Raw genomic sequence first — 16,255 nt, forward strand, 5'->3', positions numbered from 1 at the left:
GCTCAGTGTCTCGTGGGCTCGGATATGTGTTTAAGAGACAGACGCGCCCCCACCCCCATCTACCTATCACCAGGACAGCCTTTCATATCGATGTCTATCGACGCATATCTATCTGCTAGTCAAGTAATCCGGGGCACGAGCAACCTACTTGTCGGGGCACCAGGCGCCCATATCGGCCTCTAGTGCCGCGCCAGGCGCCCACCTGGGCCTCCGGTGCCACGCCAGACGCCGCGCTGGCGCCGCACCAGACACCAGGCACCAGGCGCCCACGCCCGATACTCGTGCCCCGGTGAAACCTACCCGGCCCCGGCCATCGATACTGAAAGGAGATGCAGCTCAGATGAGGCAGCGGCGGTTTGTGGCAGTGGGATCGAAAGCCTATCAGAAGCAACGCCAAGCGCCCGCAGGACCTGGGCGGCAGACGGGGGACAGTGGCCCTGCTGTGACGCCTGGCGAGGTGATACGATTCGTCGTTTGCGTGGCGCTGATATTCTTTGGAATGATTGGCGTCCCGACTATCGTTGCGAAGTTGGTGCACCGCGGCGCGATGCCGGACGTGACGGCTTGGCTTCACACGGCGGACGCGAAACGGACGGTGCGCGTCTACCAAACGTCTAGCGACACGACGACCTCTATGGCGCTCAACGACTATGTGCTGGACGTGCTGGCCGCCGAGTTTTCGCCCGGTGCGCCGATGGCCAGTTTGAAGGCAGCGGCGGTGGCGACGCGGACGTATGCGATTCACGCGATGATAAGCGGCGCGCCGGGGGGCGTCGCTGCGAAACACGATGCAAATGTCACGGATGATTCGGGGCTCGATCTCCCCCTGTCCTCACAATCAGACATTGAAGCGGAGTACCCCAGTCAGTCGCTCCAGTTTCTTTCGCAGCTGCAGGCGGCGGTGGAGGAGACGGACGGGTTGATTGTGACCTATCAGCAGCAGCCGATTCTCGCATTTATGTTTGATGTGTCGCCGGGCGAGACGCGCACGAGCCAAGCTGCGCTGCATCAGAAGATACCCTACTTGACGGCCATCGCGTGCCCGGATGATAAGGTTGATCCCGACGCCACCACCACCCACACCTTCACCGCGCGAGAGTTGGGACAGGCGTTCGGCTTAAACCAAGTGGACGTGGCGAAACTGAAACTGACGCGGGCGTCGGACGGATTTGTGACGGCGGTGTCGAGCGGGACCAAGACGATTTCAGGCGCGGACTTTTCTGCCGCGTTGAACCTGCCGTCCGCCGACTTTACTTGGAAGTCTAGTGGTGGGAATTTGACGATCACGACGCACGGACGCGGACTAGACCTCGGGATGAGTTTACACGAAGCGCAAGCGCTGGCCGCGCGCGGGATGGGTTGGCAGACTATAATATCCCATTTCTATCCAGGAACATCGATTCAATCGGACACGAAAGTTACCTGATGCCTGTAGGTCTATGACCGGTTTCTTTCTTATAAGAGAACCCATTCTAGTCCTTTTTTGGACACTAGGTATAGAATCTATTTTCCGTGGCGAGACTCACTACTGAGGTGAGCGCCAAATGGATGAAAAACAACATCCGAACCATGAAAAGAAGACTCCGGATGCCCAAAACAATAAATCGACGGGGCGTCCAACAGCTGCAAAACGGGTCATGTCAAAGCGCTGGCTCTATCCAGCTATCTACCTTGGAGCAGCAGCCGTCATCATCGGATTGATGTATGCCCGTAGCCAAATGGGATCCAGTCCGACGAGTTCGACGTCTGCCAATGATACCGCCACGAGCGACACGACGAGCACGTCGATTACAGAGCCGAAGGAACCGTTTGTCTGGCCGGTTGCGGACGGTACGCAGACGGAAGTGACCGTTCCGTTCTTCCCAGTCAAAGGTACCTTGAAGGAACAGGAATCTGCACTCGTCGAGTACGACAACGAGTATTATCCGCATAAGGGGATTGATATCAAGACCGAGGGCGGATCGAGTTTCGAAGTCGACGCAGCGCTGAGTGGTACAGTCACCAAGGTTGACGACCAACCGCTCTACGGCCAAGAAGTGGTCGTTCAAAGCGACGATGGGTACACAGAAACCTATCAATCGCTCGAATCGGTTGACGTCAAGGCTGGCGAGAAGATTCACCAGGGTCAGACGATTGGTACGGCAGGCTCCAACACGTTCGAAAAGGGTCAGGGGAACCACCTTTATTTCGAAGTCGATTACAACAATGAGCCTATCGATCCACAATCCGTCCTGCCAAAGCAATAATCACAACAGTAGACGCTTGACTCATCTGCCGTCTCGGAAGCCCGGGGCGGTTCTTTTTTGTGTCTTGGGCCATTGCGCAAAAATCCAAAAATCACCGAAGTGCTTCGTGGGGCTTGTCTGTTGCAACTGGACGGCGTGGATCGACAAAAAATTTAGCGGTCGCAGAAAATGGGCTACCGAATGTTAAAAAAGGCCTGGGTAATAAGGTGTTGAGACTTATTTCCCGGGAGGTCTCTGTGGTGGACAGGTCGAAAAGCCTGATAGTCCAAGCCTTGCGCGGTTCAGCCAAGGCATACGGTGTACACCCCCTCATATACTGTATCAGACCATCTGACCTGCATGGGGAGGCGAGGGGAGTGCATGACTACATCAAGGAGCGTACTCTTAAAATCGGGGAGTATATCGTCGAGACGCGCAACACCGTCCGCACGATAGCCCGTGAATTTGGCGTTTCCAAAAGTACGGTGCACAAGGATTTAACGGAGCGCCTGCCGGAAATTAATCCGGATTTGGCCAATCGCGTCAAAGAAATTCTTGAGTACCACAAGTCCATCCGACATCTACGTGGTGGCGAAGCGACAAAGATGAAGTATCATAAGGAAGACGAGCCGCAAATTGAGTCGAAAAACTTCGAATCTCGTAAAGGAGTTTCCAGCGGCCTGTAGAACTACATTCTAGTTAATATCATTCTACTACCTTATGCACGAACATATGAACGCATTGTACGCTTCGGTGCACGCCCTAGATTAGGAGGACTCGCCGCAAATGTTTTCTCGGGATATTGGAGTCGACTTAGGAACCGCGAACGTGCTGGTGCACGTCAAAGGACAAGGAATTGTACTCGATGAACCCTCCGTCGTTGCGATAGATCAGGTGACAAAACAGGTGGTTGCGGTCGGCGAAGAGGCCCGCCGCATGCTCGGGCGAACACCCGGTAATATCGTGGCGATTCGCCCGCTTCGCGAAGGTGTGATTGCGGATTTCGACGTGACGGAAATTATGCTCCGCCACTTTTTGAACAAGACCATCGGCAAAAGTGCGTTTGCGAAGCCGCGCCTCATGATTTGCATTCCTGCTGGTATCACGTCCGTCGAGAAAAAGGCGGTACGCGAAGCTGCGGAGGCGGTTGGCGTGAAGCATGTGGATTTGATTGAAGAACCAAAAGCAGCTGCCATTGGTGCGGGACTCAACATCTTTGAGCCCAGCGGCAGCATGGTCGTCGACATTGGTGGGGGAACGACGGACATCGCTGTCCTGTCTCTTGGCGACGTCGTCACCTCCGCCTCTCTTCGTATCGCGGGCGACAAGCTCGACGAAGCCATCGTGAAGTACATCCGTCGGGAGTATAACCTGATGATTGGCGAGCGGACCGCGGAAGAATTGAAGAAGGAACTGGCGACCGTATTCCCTGGCGGCCGACAAAACGAGATGGACGTGCGCGGTCGCGACATGGTCACAGGTCTTCCGAAGACGGTGACGGTCCATGCAGAAGAGATGAGGTCTGCGCTGCAGGAACCAGTGCAGGCGATTGTCCAGGCGACCAAAGGCGTCCTGGAGAAGACGTCGCCGGAATTGGCTGCTGACATCTTTGACAAAGGCGTCATGTTGACGGGCGGCGGTGCATTGGTCGACGGTTTGGACAAGCTGATGCAGGAAGAATTGCAGATTCCGGTGCACATCGCCGAGAATCCGATGCAGTGCGTCGTCATCGGCACGGGACAAGTGCTCGACAGCCCAGAATGGCGTCGGTATCGCGAACAACAGACGAAACCCAGCCGCCGTCGGCGCTGGTTTAGTTGATTGCTAAGGTTTACTTTGGATAGGAGAGAACGAACATGATACCGGGGCTTACGACGGCTGCCGCAGGCATGAATGTCAACGAACTCACGCAGCAGTTGCTGGCGAACAACCTCGCCAATGACGATACACCGGGTTTTAAGGCGTCGATGGCCGAGTATATCGAGTCGCCTGTGCAAGACATTTATGAGTCCCCTTATGGTGGCCCGATGACTTCGTATGTGGGACAAATGGGCACTGGCGTCACGTTTCAGGAAGGCGTGCCGGACTTCACTGCAGGGACCATGCAGCAGACCGGTCGCGCACTGGATGTAGGCATTGCCGATACGCTACTCAGCGGCAGCTACGCTAGCGTACAGGGCGCTGGCAGTGTCGCAGGCCCAGTTACCGTGGGCGCGCAGGGGCGGCTTGGCGTGAACGGGCAGCCACTTGCGGTCTATGACGCGAACGGCAACGTGTTGCCAGGCGTTTATGCTGTGCGCAATCCGCAGTATCAAGGGTCGGCGGCGCTCACTGGAACAGATGGCGCACCGGATTACGACGCGTCGGGCAATCCGTCGTATGTGTTTGCCAACGCAGCGGGGCAGGTCGTTGGCGTACCGGGTCAAGAGAACGCGCAGGGGATGGCCATTCGCGTCGGAACAAACGCCGACATGGGCTATCACAGCTTCTTCCCAGTCGACTACTCGTCGGTGGGCGGCGCGACGGGCATTGCGCTGACGAAGGACGGCGCCTTGCAGCTGGACGGGAACAACACGCTGGTCGACGCAGCAGGGCATCCTATTTTGCCGATTGGCGCGAACGGTCAACCGATAGTCGGCGGGCGCATTGTCGTCAATCCGAATTATGAAGGGACAAGCCTCTTCGGTGCGGATGGTCAGCCGTTGACCGACGCCAACGGGCAGGTATCCTATCGCGTCTATGACGCGAATAACAATGTCGTGGCAGGGCGACTCGGTACGGTCGACGCCGATGTGACACAGCTGAGCCCGCTTGGGCAGACCGAGTTTATGGTCGGAAACAGCCTGAGTGCCGCGTCGGTTTTACCTCAGCTTCGGGCGGGCACGGGCCAATTGAACCCTGGCAGCCTGGAGGAGAGCAATGTCAATACGACGTCCATCATGACGCAGATGCTGAACGCCTCGAGCGCCTATGAGGCAAATCAGCGGATGGTGCAGACAGAAGATCAACTCATGCAAACCGCGGTGACCGACGTCGGTAAAGTCAATAGCTAAGGCATTTGTGCTGCGCACAGCGCAGGGATGCCCTTTTGCAAGTGAGATGGCCCAGAGGAGAGTAGAGCGTCATGGCGATGCAATCATTATGGACAGGCCTCTCCGGACTCCAAGCGTCGTCCGGGTGGCTCGATAGAGTGGGAGATAATCTCGCGAACTTAAATACGGTCGGCTTCGCACAAGACCAGGGGACGTTTGCGGATGCGTTGACGATGCAATTGTATGGATCCGCCACGGATCCCACCAACGCCCGCCGCACGACACCGCCTGGTTGGCGCGGCGGAACGGGTGTGCAGTCGGTCTCGGAGGGTAACGATTTCGACGGTATGTCCGCTCAGCAGACGGGCAACAGCATGGATCTCGCGATTCAGGGACCGGGCTTCTTTGAAGTACAGGGCCCGAATGGCCCGCTCTACACGAAAGCGGGCAACTTTATCTGGAGTAAACGCCTCGACGGCCAATTCCAGTTGGCCACTCCAAACGGCTACCCGGTGCTCTCGACGAACGGACAGCCTATCATTCGCCCGGCGAACGCAGCGAATATGTCGGTCGGCCCGAATGGCCAAGTGTCGTTTGGCAACGTCAAGGGTCCGCAGTTGGCGATTGTCGAGATTGGGGAACCCTCCTCGCACCTCGCGGCGCAGGGGAACAATTTGTACGCCTTAACCGCAGGCGGCACGGCGCGTCTGGCGCAGCAGTCGACGGTCGAGCAAGGGTACCTCGCAACCAGCAATGTCGATGAGACGCAGATGTTCGCCGACATGATGGAGGCCCAACAGAACTACCAATTGAACGCGCAGAGTATTTCCATCACCAATCAGATGATGGGCGTCGCCAACAGCATCCGCTCGTAAGGGCGGGTGCGCCCCTCGGCGCGCGGCGAGATCGCTCACAAGGTATCCCCCTCACAACCCCTTCTTATTTTCCCATCTACTATCCAACTGATATAATGTTTTTTGTGTTGTGGCATACTTGTGCTGCTTGCTCGATGAGCGGTCTGTCCGGGAGAGGGGGGCGAAACATTGAACTTACCGAACTTGTTGACCCTGCTCAGGCTTTTATTGATTCCTTGTTATCTTTGGGCGTTCTACGCAACGCAAAGCCCACACAAAGTCCTCGCGCTGTTTGTATTGCTGTTTGCCGGGTTGACCGACGTGCTCGACGGCTACATCGCGCGGACGTACAAGTTGGAGACGTACGCGGGACAACTGTTAGATCCGCTCGCGGATAAACTGATGATGGTGGCCGTGCTGTTCAGTTTAATCAACTCCGACAGGGTACCATGGGTGCAGGCGGGGCTCTTGGTGCTTCGCGACGTACTGATGATTCTCGGGGCCGCATTTTTTTATTTTCAGGGCAAGCGTGCTGTACCCAAGGCCAACGTCTGGGGCAAGGTGACCACCCTGTGCTATTATATCGGCATTTGTTCCATTATCCTGGCTTGGCCCAGCGACGTGGCGGGGGAGACGTTCCTCTGGTTTACCGTTGCGTTGTCTTATATCACCACGATTTTGTACGTGAGATCAATGGAAATCATCAGTATTCGCCGCCGCGTGTACTAAAAGACGGGATGGACACAGTCCGTCACCGGTGAAGAAGACGAGGAGTGACCGTATTGGACTTCAATCTGCCACTGTACGTGGAGGACATTCGAAAAATCTTGCCGCACCGCTATCCATTTTTACTCGTGGATAGGGTGACCGACATCAACCCAGGCGTCAGCGTCAAAGGGTACAAACTCGTCACGACCAACGAGCCACACTTCACCGGCCACTATCCGGATTACAACATCATGCCGGGCGTCCTCATCGTCGAGGCCATGGCACAGCTTGGCGGTGTGGCCATCCTGTCGCAAGACGACTTCGAAGGCAAGCGGCCCTTGCTCTCCGGCATCGACGGCGCCCGCTTCCGCGGTCAGGTGCGACCAGGGGACAAGCTCGATTTAGAGGTCACGATTGACCGTCTGAAAGGCCGCATCGGCAAAGGCCGCGGCACCGCACACGTCGACGGCAAACTCGTCGCCGAGGCGGAAATCCTGTTCGCCATCGTCGACGCAGACGCCGAATAACGCGAGCGTCGCAAAACAGGCCAGCACCCACGTAGGCGTGCTGGCCTGTTTTGCGATGTTGGCGTAAGTCGTAGTGCCCATCCCGCTGCGCCGTCGCTTACACGCGCCGTCGATTCAATCGCCGAATCTCGACATCGTGCTCAATGACTTTGACTGACAGGCCTTCAAGGAGTTTCGAATGTTGCAGGAGCGTCGCTTTGACTTCGACCATGTCGTGCTCAAACGCATCAAACCGTGCCGAGAGCACTTCTTGTCCCTCCAACAAGGCCCGATACATGTATCGCAGCTCGCCGAGGTCCTCCTTGTGCACTAAATCGTCCATGTTTTCTCGGATGTCCTTTACCTCATCTAGTAACCGCTCTAGCAGTTCCTGCACCAAAACACCTCCGTTTCCATATGCGTGAAACCGACTGTTGACGGATACGTCTGTAACAAACCGGGGGTCCTAAACGATAGTCGACGAACTAGGTATCTTTAGTATAAGCCGGTGGTTGCGTACCTGCCATGACGTACGCAACCATTTCAGTTTCAACTGTGTGCCTACTGCCGCCCCACACGCGCCGTGTCACGTGCTACAGCTTGTACATACCCTGCCTCCATGAGACAGGCTATGCGGGTCGCACCGCCACCCACACAGCCCCGCACCAAAGGAGGCGTCACGATGAACAACCTCATTGCCTTGTATCATGGCAGCATCCGCGACAACACATTCTATTTCGATCCCATTATCAACGGCCAGCGCGTGCAAAATATCGTGCTCGACACCGGCGCATTCGAACTCGCGCTCAACCCGCAGGTGGCCCGTCAACTGCGTCTTCCAAATCTCGGGCCCCTCCAGATCTCCGGCGTCGGTGGAGCCGTCAGCGCGTACGTATCCCGTTGCGACATCCGCATGTGGAAGCACCTCTACCGCAATGTACCTTGCTTGGTCGATCCCACCCTCACCGAACAAGGCCTCTTTGGCCTGCGTTTCTTCATCGACAATCATCTGCGGCTCACACTGAACCCGACGAAGGGGACGCTCGCCATTCGCGAGTCGTAAAGCAATCCACCCAGGGCAGAGCATGCGCTGACAGCACACATCCATCCAGTGCCAATGCGCACATATTCCACCGCCCGTGCCGCCTGTCCCGGCGCGGGCATTAGTTAAACAAAATCTGAAAACGTGATCCCAAGCGTCAATGCCGACTGGCGCAGTTTCGCCAAGGCTCGCTTGCGCCACGTGCGCACCGTCTCGACGCTGACGTGAAACGCTGCGGCCATGGTTTCAGGTGTCCAGCCTTCAATAAACCCGTGTAGCCACGCCCGCTCGCGCTCGCTCAGCTTTGCGGCCTCTATCATCATCCGCAAGATTTCCGTGGTTATCCAAGCGCTCTGAGGCGTTGTGCGAGGGCGTATTCGGTCGCCACGGCTTTCCATCACCGCCCGTTCAAACGCATCCGCATCGACTTCGCCTTCGAATGCGTGAACATCCTGCCGCCTATCTGTGATTCGCCATAAACGCCGCATGGCGGTTCGCACATCGCCACGCACTTTGCGCGCAGCGTACGCGACAAAGGGTCCGCGTCCGGGATTATATAGCTGAATTGCCATCAAAAAGGACAAAGAGGCTTCCTGGTAGGCTTCCTCAAACCCGCACGTCCCTTGGTACCGCCGGGCAACGGAATACAGCAGCCCGTGGAACTGTCTGAGAAGTTCAAGACACATCAATTCTTCGCCCAACTGCGCCCGCATCACGGCCTCTTCGATTGACACGGTCTCAACGTCCATATTCGATAAGCCCTCTTGCGCGGGCCGGCCCGCAGTAAATTACGCGCACTTCGAGCATACGGGCGAATGAGGTCCATCGGCGATGTGGGTCATTCTACACAGACATGTAGCGATATCCTGAAATAGCACCGATTGGACTGTAGGTCCATCGTCGATTGATAAGACATGCCCCCAAGACTAAGCCGATAGATCTAGAAATGATTCTGAAAATTACTTAAATAGAACTGCAATTTTGTATCAAAAATTGTATAATATGAGTAAATATCCAAGTGATAAATTGACCCAAGGGGTGGCGTGATATGAAATTCGACACGAAAATCGTCATTGACGAGCACACGGTGCATCCTTTGCAGGGTGCCGTGGTCTATCAATCCTCGCGGCAGGTGCCGCCGATACGAGATTGGATCTCGAACGTCAGCCTATTTATCCCTGTTTATTACAATGGGAATGTCAGTTTGGTGATTTTTAGGGATTCATCGCGTTGGTATGTGCCGTGGTCCACGCCGAATTTGTACCGGCGGGGCTTGAAAGCGCTTATGTTGGATCCGCAGGAGGTCCGCCGCGCCTACGAGTTGGAATTAGGCCGTCATCAGTACGCGCCATTTATCAATCCGCACAATCACACGGTCTACCCGGCGCTCAAAGTGCGCAACCCCCACACGCGAAACGATGGGGCAGTCGGCTATTTTCGACTGGATGACGGCGAGGTGATAAAGCCCGTCGCGGCTATGCGAAGTGTGCTCTATACTCAGTTTAATTTCGCCTTCGACATCTTGATGTCGAAACAGTGCGCGATGAATCGCCGGCGCGACAGTCATAACTTTCTAGTGCTCTCGGAATATCGCCACGTGAATACATGGCTGTAACGCGAAGGGGAACCAGAGGGAGTTTGGCCTCAAGAGTTCCCGGACGGCCAGACACCGCGAACCAAACTCCCATCTTGCGCAATGCCCATGTATTCAGCCGGCAGTACGTCCACTTTCACCTGGCCGTTGGTCCACTCCGACAGTGCAGCCACCTGTGCCTCCACATCCGCCTCAGGCACCACAATGTCGAATGCGACCACATCGGTAAACGTCTTGCCGTACATGACAATCCCTTGCTGACCAAGTGTGTACTCCAACTTCCCGTATATCCCATAATCACATGTGACATGCAGCGTGCACATTAAGTCACAGATGAGCATCGGCGCTGCGGAGAGTCCTTGACTCGCCCCATCCGCGTAGGCGCGCACCAGTCCGTTTGCCCCGAGCAAAATCCCACCAAAGTACCGCGTGACCACAACCAGCACATTGTCTATTTGCTGCCGCCGAATCACTTCCAGTATCGGGCGCCCAGCTGTGCCACTCGGCTCCCCATCATCCGAGAACCGCTCAATCGGTACGCCCAGTCCCACGCGATACGCGAAACAGTTATGGTTGGCGCCCTTGTGCTGCTCGCGAATCGCTGCAAGCGCCTGTTCCGCTTCGTCAACCCCTAAAATCGGCACAACGGTGGTAATAAATCTGGACTTCTTCTCAGTAGTTTCCACTGTGATTTCCAGCTGTGGTGTAGTAAACTTCATTCCAGTAAGACACTTCCTCGCTTGCCAAGTGGGCTAGTGGTAATAACGACTGTACATATCGGAGACATGTCGTGTCAAAAAAAGTTTGCAACACGCTGTAACGTTTTTGGAATTCGCAACGTCTATATACGTGGAGCGGGTTGGGCGCATGTCTCATTTGCCTCTCAAGTGGCTCCATGAATGTACCGAGGCGTGTTCTCGTGCATCACCCAAAATGGTTCGTTTAGAAACCTTAGCGAAAATTGTGGTCTAGGATTCTAAAACTTGCATACATATGGGATGTTTCGATATGATGTAAAGGAATTTTTGGGGTGAAAACTATTATTTCGCTTTACTCAATAAAGGAGAAAGCGTATAATGCGGCATAGGCATGGTTTTGGGTACATAATTTTCTAGTATCCAATCAGAATCGAATTACGTCGAAAATCGATTCCGTTTAGCAGGAAAACTAGATTCTATGTCGTAATCCATGACATAGATACCAATTCGGTGCACATCGCACTGAAGGGAGGGATGTCTTCCTACGTGTCGGGATTGCCGATTGAATGAGGGCGTTTGACGACTGTCGCATGGAACGCATGGCTTGTGGTAGCGTCGACAAACTGGTTCATCGTCATGGACTCGTGGGGACAGTGACGAAGTCCAAGTTCCAAGGTGACCTCGTCACCAAATCTTCAGTACTCATCTCACTTGTCGAATATGGGAGGAGAAATACTCTTGAAACGTTCGCTTACAGGTATCGCTGCAGCAGCAGTCGTACTCGGAGCAATGTCTCCGATGGCGTTCGCTGCAACGTCTAAAGCAACAGGATTGACCAAAGCGAGCCAATTGCCAATCGTGGTAAATGGCAAAGTTTTGTCTAACCCTTACGAAATGACGGGTAAGGATTCCGGTAACACCACTGGTTTCTTCCCAATTTACTACTTCAACCAAGCGCTTGCGAAGATTGGCTTCACAGCTACTTGGGATGGTACGACCCACACTTGGGCTATCACGGCTCCTGGCGTAACGCCGACCGTTGGTACTGTTGGTACGGGTAACACCACCGTTACTGTTAACGGTACCGTTGTTCGTAAGTTCAACACGCAAGTTGCGAAGGATCCAGCTGGTGGCGCAAAGGCACAAGCTACGACCTACTTGCCGATTTATTATGTTCAGAGCGTTTTGTCGGCTCTCGGTGTTCAGGGTAGCTTTTCTGGCCAAACCGGTTTGAGCATTTCTGGTGGTTCTACAACCGTTTCTGCTGGCTTGAGCACCCTCGCAGTTAGTGGTGCAACCAGTGGGACAGGTGCCATCAACAGCCCGGCAGTGTCCCTTAACGACGCAGCTGTAACGTTGAGCACAACATTGACAGATGCGAGCGGTAACGCATTGGGCAATACGGCTGTTACGTTCAACATCTCTAACTATGGTAACTACCCAAGTGACCTTCCGACTGTGAAGGACGCAAACGGTAATGTTTTGTCCGTGACAAAGCAATCCAATGCAGCACAGTATACGACCTACACCAACGCTAGTGGCGTAGCTTCTATCTCTATCACCACACCTGGTGGTACGACAGATGCTTATGAAGTTGTAGCGACTGCACCTTATGGCAGTTCTACTGGTGGCACGGTAAGCAGCCAACCAGCATATGTACAATTCGTTGCGAACAACGAAGCTGGTCTCTCACCGTACGCAGGTTCTGGCAACCCATTCAAGGCTTCCATCGGTAATGCGGTACCTATTACTGTAACATTGCCACCAACAGCTGATGGCCAAGCGCAAGCTAACGCTTTGGTAACCTTGACTGTTACTAATGCTGACGGTAGCACGACCCACGCGCAGTTTGTAAACTCTGCCGGTCAAGCAGTTGGAACCTCGATTCAGGTTGCAACGAACTCCTCCGGTATCGCTCAAGCGAACTTGATTGATGCGAATGGTGAGACGGTGGAAGTTACAGCTTCTGGATTGCCGACGAATGTTAACACTCCAGACCCGACATACATTTCGTTTGCTCAAGGTGGGATTCCGGCTAAGATTTCCAACATCTCTGTAAGCTCGAACACACCAAACATTGGTGACAATGTAGTGGTATCGGGTCAATTGCAGGATGCGTCTGGTAACCCGGTAGCAAACGGACAAATCTTGGTTACATCGCCAAACGGTGATTCCAATGATTTTGCTTATGTCAGCGGCAGCACTACCACAGACTTCCCGTTGATTGCTCAAGGTAGTGTAACGGTTGGAACGCCTGCTACATCCGCATATGGCGATCTAGTAACGGCTGATGCGAACGGCAACTTTAGCTTCACAGTTACTGACCCACGCGTCGAGACCGAGGACTTCTACATCTATCCAGTAGCTAACGGTGAGGTTCAGAGTGCTACACCGCTTAACACCAGCAGCACGGATGACTATCAGTTGGCATTCCAGGCTTCGAGTAACTTGAAGTACCTGTCAATTGGTGCCAATGATAATTATGTTGCTTCAAACTCTGACACATCGATGACAGGTTTGACGGCTACGGCTAACGCTGGTGGCATTACGGGTGGCGGACTTGGTGCTGACCCAATGAACGGTAGCAACCCTCAGATCACTGACATTTATGTTGAGCCACAAAACGCAGCTGGTCACCACACGGGCGGTGCATTGGTTAACCAATCGTTCACCTATTCGTTGACGGCTGACAATGGTGGGGAAATCTACAGCATTAACGGTCAGGCTCTGTCCAGCCCAGCTGGTGGTGTAACGCTGCAGTATACACCAGGAAAAGGATTTACTGTGAATGGCGTAGCATTCCCGTCGCTAAGTGGTGCTAAGTACGCTTCTGATTTTGAAGTTGGCGTAATCAATAGCAACACTGGCACAACGAATTTCACAGTTTCGTCGGGTAGTGTGAAGTCTACTGCATCTATCACGTTTAATGGTGGTTCTCCGAACTACGTTGACACCTTTACGCCTGCTGCTGCAAGCATTAATGGTGGTGGTCAGCAGAAAGTAACGTTTACAGTTGAAGATGCAAACGGCAACCCTGTACCGGATACTGCTACAGACATCTACACTGATGGTAGCGCGAGTGACAAGCTCTGGTTGACCCAAGTTAATGGTATAACATTGACGGGTAACCTGAACTTGCAAACTTCCGGTAGTATGTCTGCATCTTGGAGCACGGTGAATACGCCGATTCCGCTTGGTACAGATGTTGTAAACTATAGCGTGAGTGATTCTGGTGTAGCTTCATGGAGCGGTAAGGCTGGCGACCCCATCGAGGTTTACTCGGACGATAGCGGTAACGTGTCCCTTACCCTGCAGGCTGGTGGCTTGAGCTACCCGACGCAGTATGAAGGCAGCACAGATGGTAACCCATCTACACCTGTTCCAGCTGCAACGACAGGCGGTCAAGTTGGTTTCTGGTCGGATACGAATGGTGATTTGAGCACGACCGTGCCTTTGTATATCGGTGTATCGGCGCCGACTGGTATTGCAAATGCATCTAGCTTCTCCGAAGAAGCTACCCTGACATGGGCTGGTGGTAATTCGACGGGTACGACACCGACATCGAATGCAGTAGGTGTTGGTACAACGTTTGCTGCTGGTACGAAGGGCGTTGCTGGAACACCTGACACCGCATATCTCGTGTACACCGCTGGTAGCGCAGGTGACACGGTTACCGTAGGTGGAGAAACCTTCACGTATGGTAAACAATTCACTTCGGTGCAGACATTGGTATCCTCGATTAACAGTCAAAGTGCTGCAGGTTTCTTGGATGGCATCACGGCAAAAGTTGATTCTGCTAACAACTCAGTAATTGACTTGACCGGTCCTGCAGGCTCGTTGACCGGTGCGAATGTACCTACGACCAACAACTCGGCTGATATTTCTTATCATGCTGGTAACGCTGGTTCAGCTGGCACTCAGGGAACCGCAACGTTGACTGTAACGTCAACAGCTATTACTGGTGGCAACCTTGTTGTAACTGTAAATGGCATTGATGTAACGGTACCTAATATCACGACCACTGATTCTGTGTCAGACATTGCGAATGCCATTGTGGCGGCCGTGAATGGTGATGCAGCAACCGGTGTAACAGCGTCTATTGACACCACAGATGCTAGTGGAGCAACTGTGCTCTTCACACAAAACACAGCATCTGATACGCAGATTAGCGTTTCGGTTCAAGGCTAACCGGTTGCAACAGTTGAGAAGGAAAGGGCTCAGACTACGGTCTGAGTCCTTTTTTATTGGGTTATTTGATGGATCGATGGTTTGTCTAGTGTATTAAATCAATAATCAGCGTATAAATGGAATATCTTTATTTAATATGGAGTTAGTGTCGGGATTTGTCTTCTCTCGAAGCTACTAGTCAATCGTGCGCTTCACAAATTCTCTTAGAGTGGATTCTTGCTAATCACTAGGCGTATACCTACAAGCTACAATCTGATAGATTCCTTTCTTATGATTTTGGGTGATATTTTAAGAGATCTATTCAAAACATGTTAATTTGTAGGTAATAGTCTATCTGTTTTACGGTGCGGTACGATACCACTCTTATGATTATGGCTAACCTAAAATTTTGGAAGAAAATAGATTCTGCGGTTCGGTTGTCTGCTTCGTTTGGAATGAGAATTAGCTTGAGGACGTAATAAAATGTTTCAATCAATATATGCATGTGGTTTCTCTGGTAGTTTAGTTGAAGAGGCAGTTAGAAGTCTGATTTTGAACACTTAGTGAAGTAGGGGATGAAAGCTCTCCCGGTGAATGCAAAGTTTAAGATTACACAATGTGTTTCAGGCTGTCTCAAACTTCTCTCGAAAATTTGCTACCCGATGTTATACACTGAGCGTTTTGCAGAATGGTCGTTTTGGGTAGAGGTGAAAAAGGAACAGCATCTAGGGTAAGTGAACTGAATTCCACATACTGGTATTCGAGCGCCGTTTCTCGTCAGGTCAACTCGTTATGATTTATGCAGTTTTCTTGTGTCGTTCGATATGGTTCACAGCTAGTGCCGATGCAAGTAACACGATCGCGTTGAGGAACATGTACGTCTTTACTTTTCGAATGCCTCGGACATGGACGTCGTTCGCCGTCAAATTCGTCTTAAGTCTTGCGTTACAACGCTCTACAGTTACAACGCTCTACAGCAGTTCGCTCGTTGTATAACAGCTTCCAATTCTGCGTGCCTCGGTGTGGTGCGCAGTAACGCCGAATATCTTCTGTGATCCGCTTTTTGACCACCATACCGTAGTTGGATTCGGAACATGTCGCGATTCCAAGCGGACAATCTACCTTCCCAACCGCGTGCGGGCAGCGAAACTTTAGTCGGTCACCGTCTGCACCCCAATACACCATGTCATATCCCATCGTGCAACGCGGCGTCCCGTCCGATGCGATTCCTTCAGGCGGTTCTTTTTCACCGCGCTTGTTCATCGCGATAATTGCCTGTGCACCATATTGACGAACCGTTTCATAGTTTTTGACTTGATCATATCCAGCGTCCATCATGACAAAGTCGATTTTCCAACCGTGCGTCGTCACGACGTGTTCCAGCAATGGCGCCGCCATCTCACCATCAAAGACGTTCGCTGGTGTGACA

Annotated in this window: 14 protein-coding genes and 1 pseudogene; 11 read left to right on the top strand and 4 right to left on the bottom strand. The window is 53.2% G+C overall.

The window, feature by feature from the left end:
* Positions 1 to 340: 340 nt before the first annotated feature.
* From J3482_RS18015 to fabZ, 8 genes are all read left to right on the top strand, one after another.
* Positions 341 to 1,426 (top strand): SpoIID/LytB domain-containing protein, encoded by a 1,086-nt coding sequence (locus J3482_RS18015; RefSeq protein WP_021296842.1) that lies wholly within the window; start codon positions 341 to 343, stop codon positions 1,424 to 1,426.
* Positions 1,427 to 1,544: 118 nt separating this feature from the next.
* The gene (locus J3482_RS18020) at positions 1,545 to 2,246 is read left to right on the top strand and encodes a M23 family metallopeptidase (protein WP_021296843.1); all 702 of its coding nucleotides are present in this window, start codon (positions 1,545 to 1,547) and stop codon (positions 2,244 to 2,246) included.
* Between the two features lie 356 nt (positions 2,247 to 2,602).
* Positions 2,603 to 2,911, top strand: a complete 309-nt coding sequence (gene spoIIID, locus J3482_RS18025; protein WP_021296844.1) for a sporulation transcriptional regulator SpoIIID — start codon at positions 2,603 to 2,605, stop codon at positions 2,909 to 2,911.
* A gap of 100 nt (positions 2,912 to 3,011) precedes the next feature.
* On the top strand, positions 3,012 to 4,046 hold the full coding sequence (locus tag J3482_RS18030) for a rod shape-determining protein (RefSeq protein ID WP_021296845.1): 1,035 nt from the start codon (positions 3,012 to 3,014) through the stop codon (positions 4,044 to 4,046).
* Positions 4,047 to 4,081: 35 nt separating this feature from the next.
* Positions 4,082 to 5,278, top strand: a complete 1,197-nt coding sequence (locus J3482_RS18035; protein WP_021296846.1) for a flagellar basal body rod C-terminal domain-containing protein — start codon at positions 4,082 to 4,084, stop codon at positions 5,276 to 5,278.
* A gap of 71 nt (positions 5,279 to 5,349) precedes the next feature.
* Positions 5,350 to 6,132: a flagellar hook-basal body protein gene (locus tag J3482_RS18040; RefSeq protein ID WP_206922872.1), complete on the top strand. Its 783-nt coding sequence runs from the start codon at positions 5,350 to 5,352 to the stop codon at positions 6,130 to 6,132.
* A gap of 168 nt (positions 6,133 to 6,300) precedes the next feature.
* Positions 6,301 to 6,840: a CDP-diacylglycerol--glycerol-3-phosphate 3-phosphatidyltransferase gene (gene pgsA, locus J3482_RS18045; protein WP_021296848.1), complete on the top strand. Its 540-nt coding sequence runs from the start codon at positions 6,301 to 6,303 to the stop codon at positions 6,838 to 6,840.
* A gap of 53 nt (positions 6,841 to 6,893) precedes the next feature.
* On the top strand, positions 6,894 to 7,346 hold the full coding sequence (gene fabZ, locus J3482_RS18050) for a 3-hydroxyacyl-ACP dehydratase FabZ (RefSeq protein WP_021296849.1): 453 nt from the start codon (positions 6,894 to 6,896) through the stop codon (positions 7,344 to 7,346).
* Positions 7,347 to 7,443: 97 nt separating this feature from the next.
* Here the strand turns inward: fabZ and J3482_RS18055 are convergent, their stop codons facing one another.
* On the bottom strand, positions 7,444 to 7,722 hold the full coding sequence (locus tag J3482_RS18055; RefSeq protein WP_021296850.1) for a hypothetical protein: 279 nt from the start codon (positions 7,720 to 7,722) through the stop codon (positions 7,444 to 7,446).
* A 285-nt stretch (positions 7,723 to 8,007) separates the two neighbouring features.
* Between J3482_RS18055 and J3482_RS18060 the strand changes: the two genes are divergently transcribed.
* On the top strand, positions 8,008 to 8,388 hold the full coding sequence (locus J3482_RS18060; protein ID WP_206922873.1) for a retropepsin-like aspartic protease: 381 nt from the start codon (positions 8,008 to 8,010) through the stop codon (positions 8,386 to 8,388).
* Positions 8,389 to 8,492: 104 nt separating this feature from the next.
* Here the strand turns inward: J3482_RS18060 and J3482_RS18065 are convergent, their stop codons facing one another.
* Positions 8,493 to 9,116 carry a sigma-70 family RNA polymerase sigma factor gene (locus tag J3482_RS18065; RefSeq protein WP_206919255.1) on the bottom strand — a complete coding sequence of 208 codons (624 nt, stop codon included), beginning with the start codon at positions 9,114 to 9,116 and terminating at the stop codon, positions 8,493 to 8,495.
* Positions 9,117 to 9,415: 299 nt separating this feature from the next.
* On the opposite strand from J3482_RS18065, the gene J3482_RS18070 reads away from it, so the two are divergent.
* Entirely contained in the window at positions 9,416 to 9,982 is a 567-nt protein-coding gene (locus J3482_RS18070; RefSeq protein WP_206919256.1) for a hypothetical protein, read from the top strand.
* Positions 9,983 to 10,011: 29 nt separating this feature from the next.
* Here J3482_RS18070 and J3482_RS18075 read toward each other — a convergent pair whose 3' ends face one another.
* The gene (locus J3482_RS18075; RefSeq protein WP_206919258.1) at positions 10,012 to 10,680 is read right to left on the bottom strand and encodes a YigZ family protein; all 669 of its coding nucleotides are present in this window, start codon (positions 10,678 to 10,680) and stop codon (positions 10,012 to 10,014) included.
* Between the two features lie 717 nt (positions 10,681 to 11,397).
* On the opposite strand from J3482_RS18075, the gene J3482_RS18080 reads away from it, so the two are divergent.
* On the top strand, positions 11,398 to 14,847 hold the full coding sequence (locus J3482_RS18080; protein WP_206922874.1) for a beta strand repeat-containing protein: 3,450 nt from the start codon (positions 11,398 to 11,400) through the stop codon (positions 14,845 to 14,847).
* Positions 14,848 to 15,623: 776 nt separating this feature from the next.
* Here J3482_RS18080 and J3482_RS18085 read toward each other — a convergent pair.
* Positions 15,624 to 16,255, bottom strand: a pseudogene (locus J3482_RS18085) (transposase); the annotation flags it as partial.

The organism is Alicyclobacillus suci (genome assembly GCF_017329615.1).
GTDB classification, from domain to species: domain Bacteria; phylum Bacillota; class Bacilli; order Alicyclobacillales; family Alicyclobacillaceae; genus Alicyclobacillus; species Alicyclobacillus suci.

Excerpts from the sequence above, each read along its gene's own strand:
- J3482_RS18020 (WP_021296843.1), top strand. The coding sequence starts at position 1,545 with ATGGATGAAAAACAACATCCGAACCATGAAAAGAAGACTCCGGATGCC.
- J3482_RS18070 (WP_206919256.1), top strand. The coding sequence starts at position 9,416 with ATGAAATTCGACACGAAAATCGTCATTGACGAGCACACGGTGCATCCT.
- J3482_RS18015 (WP_021296842.1), top strand. The coding sequence starts at position 341 with ATGAGGCAGCGGCGGTTTGTGGCAGTGGGATCGAAAGCCTATCAGAAG.
- J3482_RS18075 (WP_206919258.1), bottom strand. The coding sequence starts at position 10,680 with ATGAAGTTTACTACACCACAGCTGGAAATCACAGTGGAAACTACTGAG.
- J3482_RS18060 (WP_206922873.1), top strand. The coding sequence starts at position 8,008 with ATGAACAACCTCATTGCCTTGTATCATGGCAGCATCCGCGACAACACA.
- J3482_RS18065 (WP_206919255.1), bottom strand. The coding sequence starts at position 9,116 with ATGGACGTTGAGACCGTGTCAATCGAAGAGGCCGTGATGCGGGCGCAG.
- J3482_RS18040 (WP_206922872.1), top strand. The coding sequence starts at position 5,350 with ATGGCGATGCAATCATTATGGACAGGCCTCTCCGGACTCCAAGCGTCG.
- J3482_RS18030 (WP_021296845.1), top strand. The coding sequence starts at position 3,012 with ATGTTTTCTCGGGATATTGGAGTCGACTTAGGAACCGCGAACGTGCTG.
- J3482_RS18035 (WP_021296846.1), top strand. The coding sequence starts at position 4,082 with ATGATACCGGGGCTTACGACGGCTGCCGCAGGCATGAATGTCAACGAA.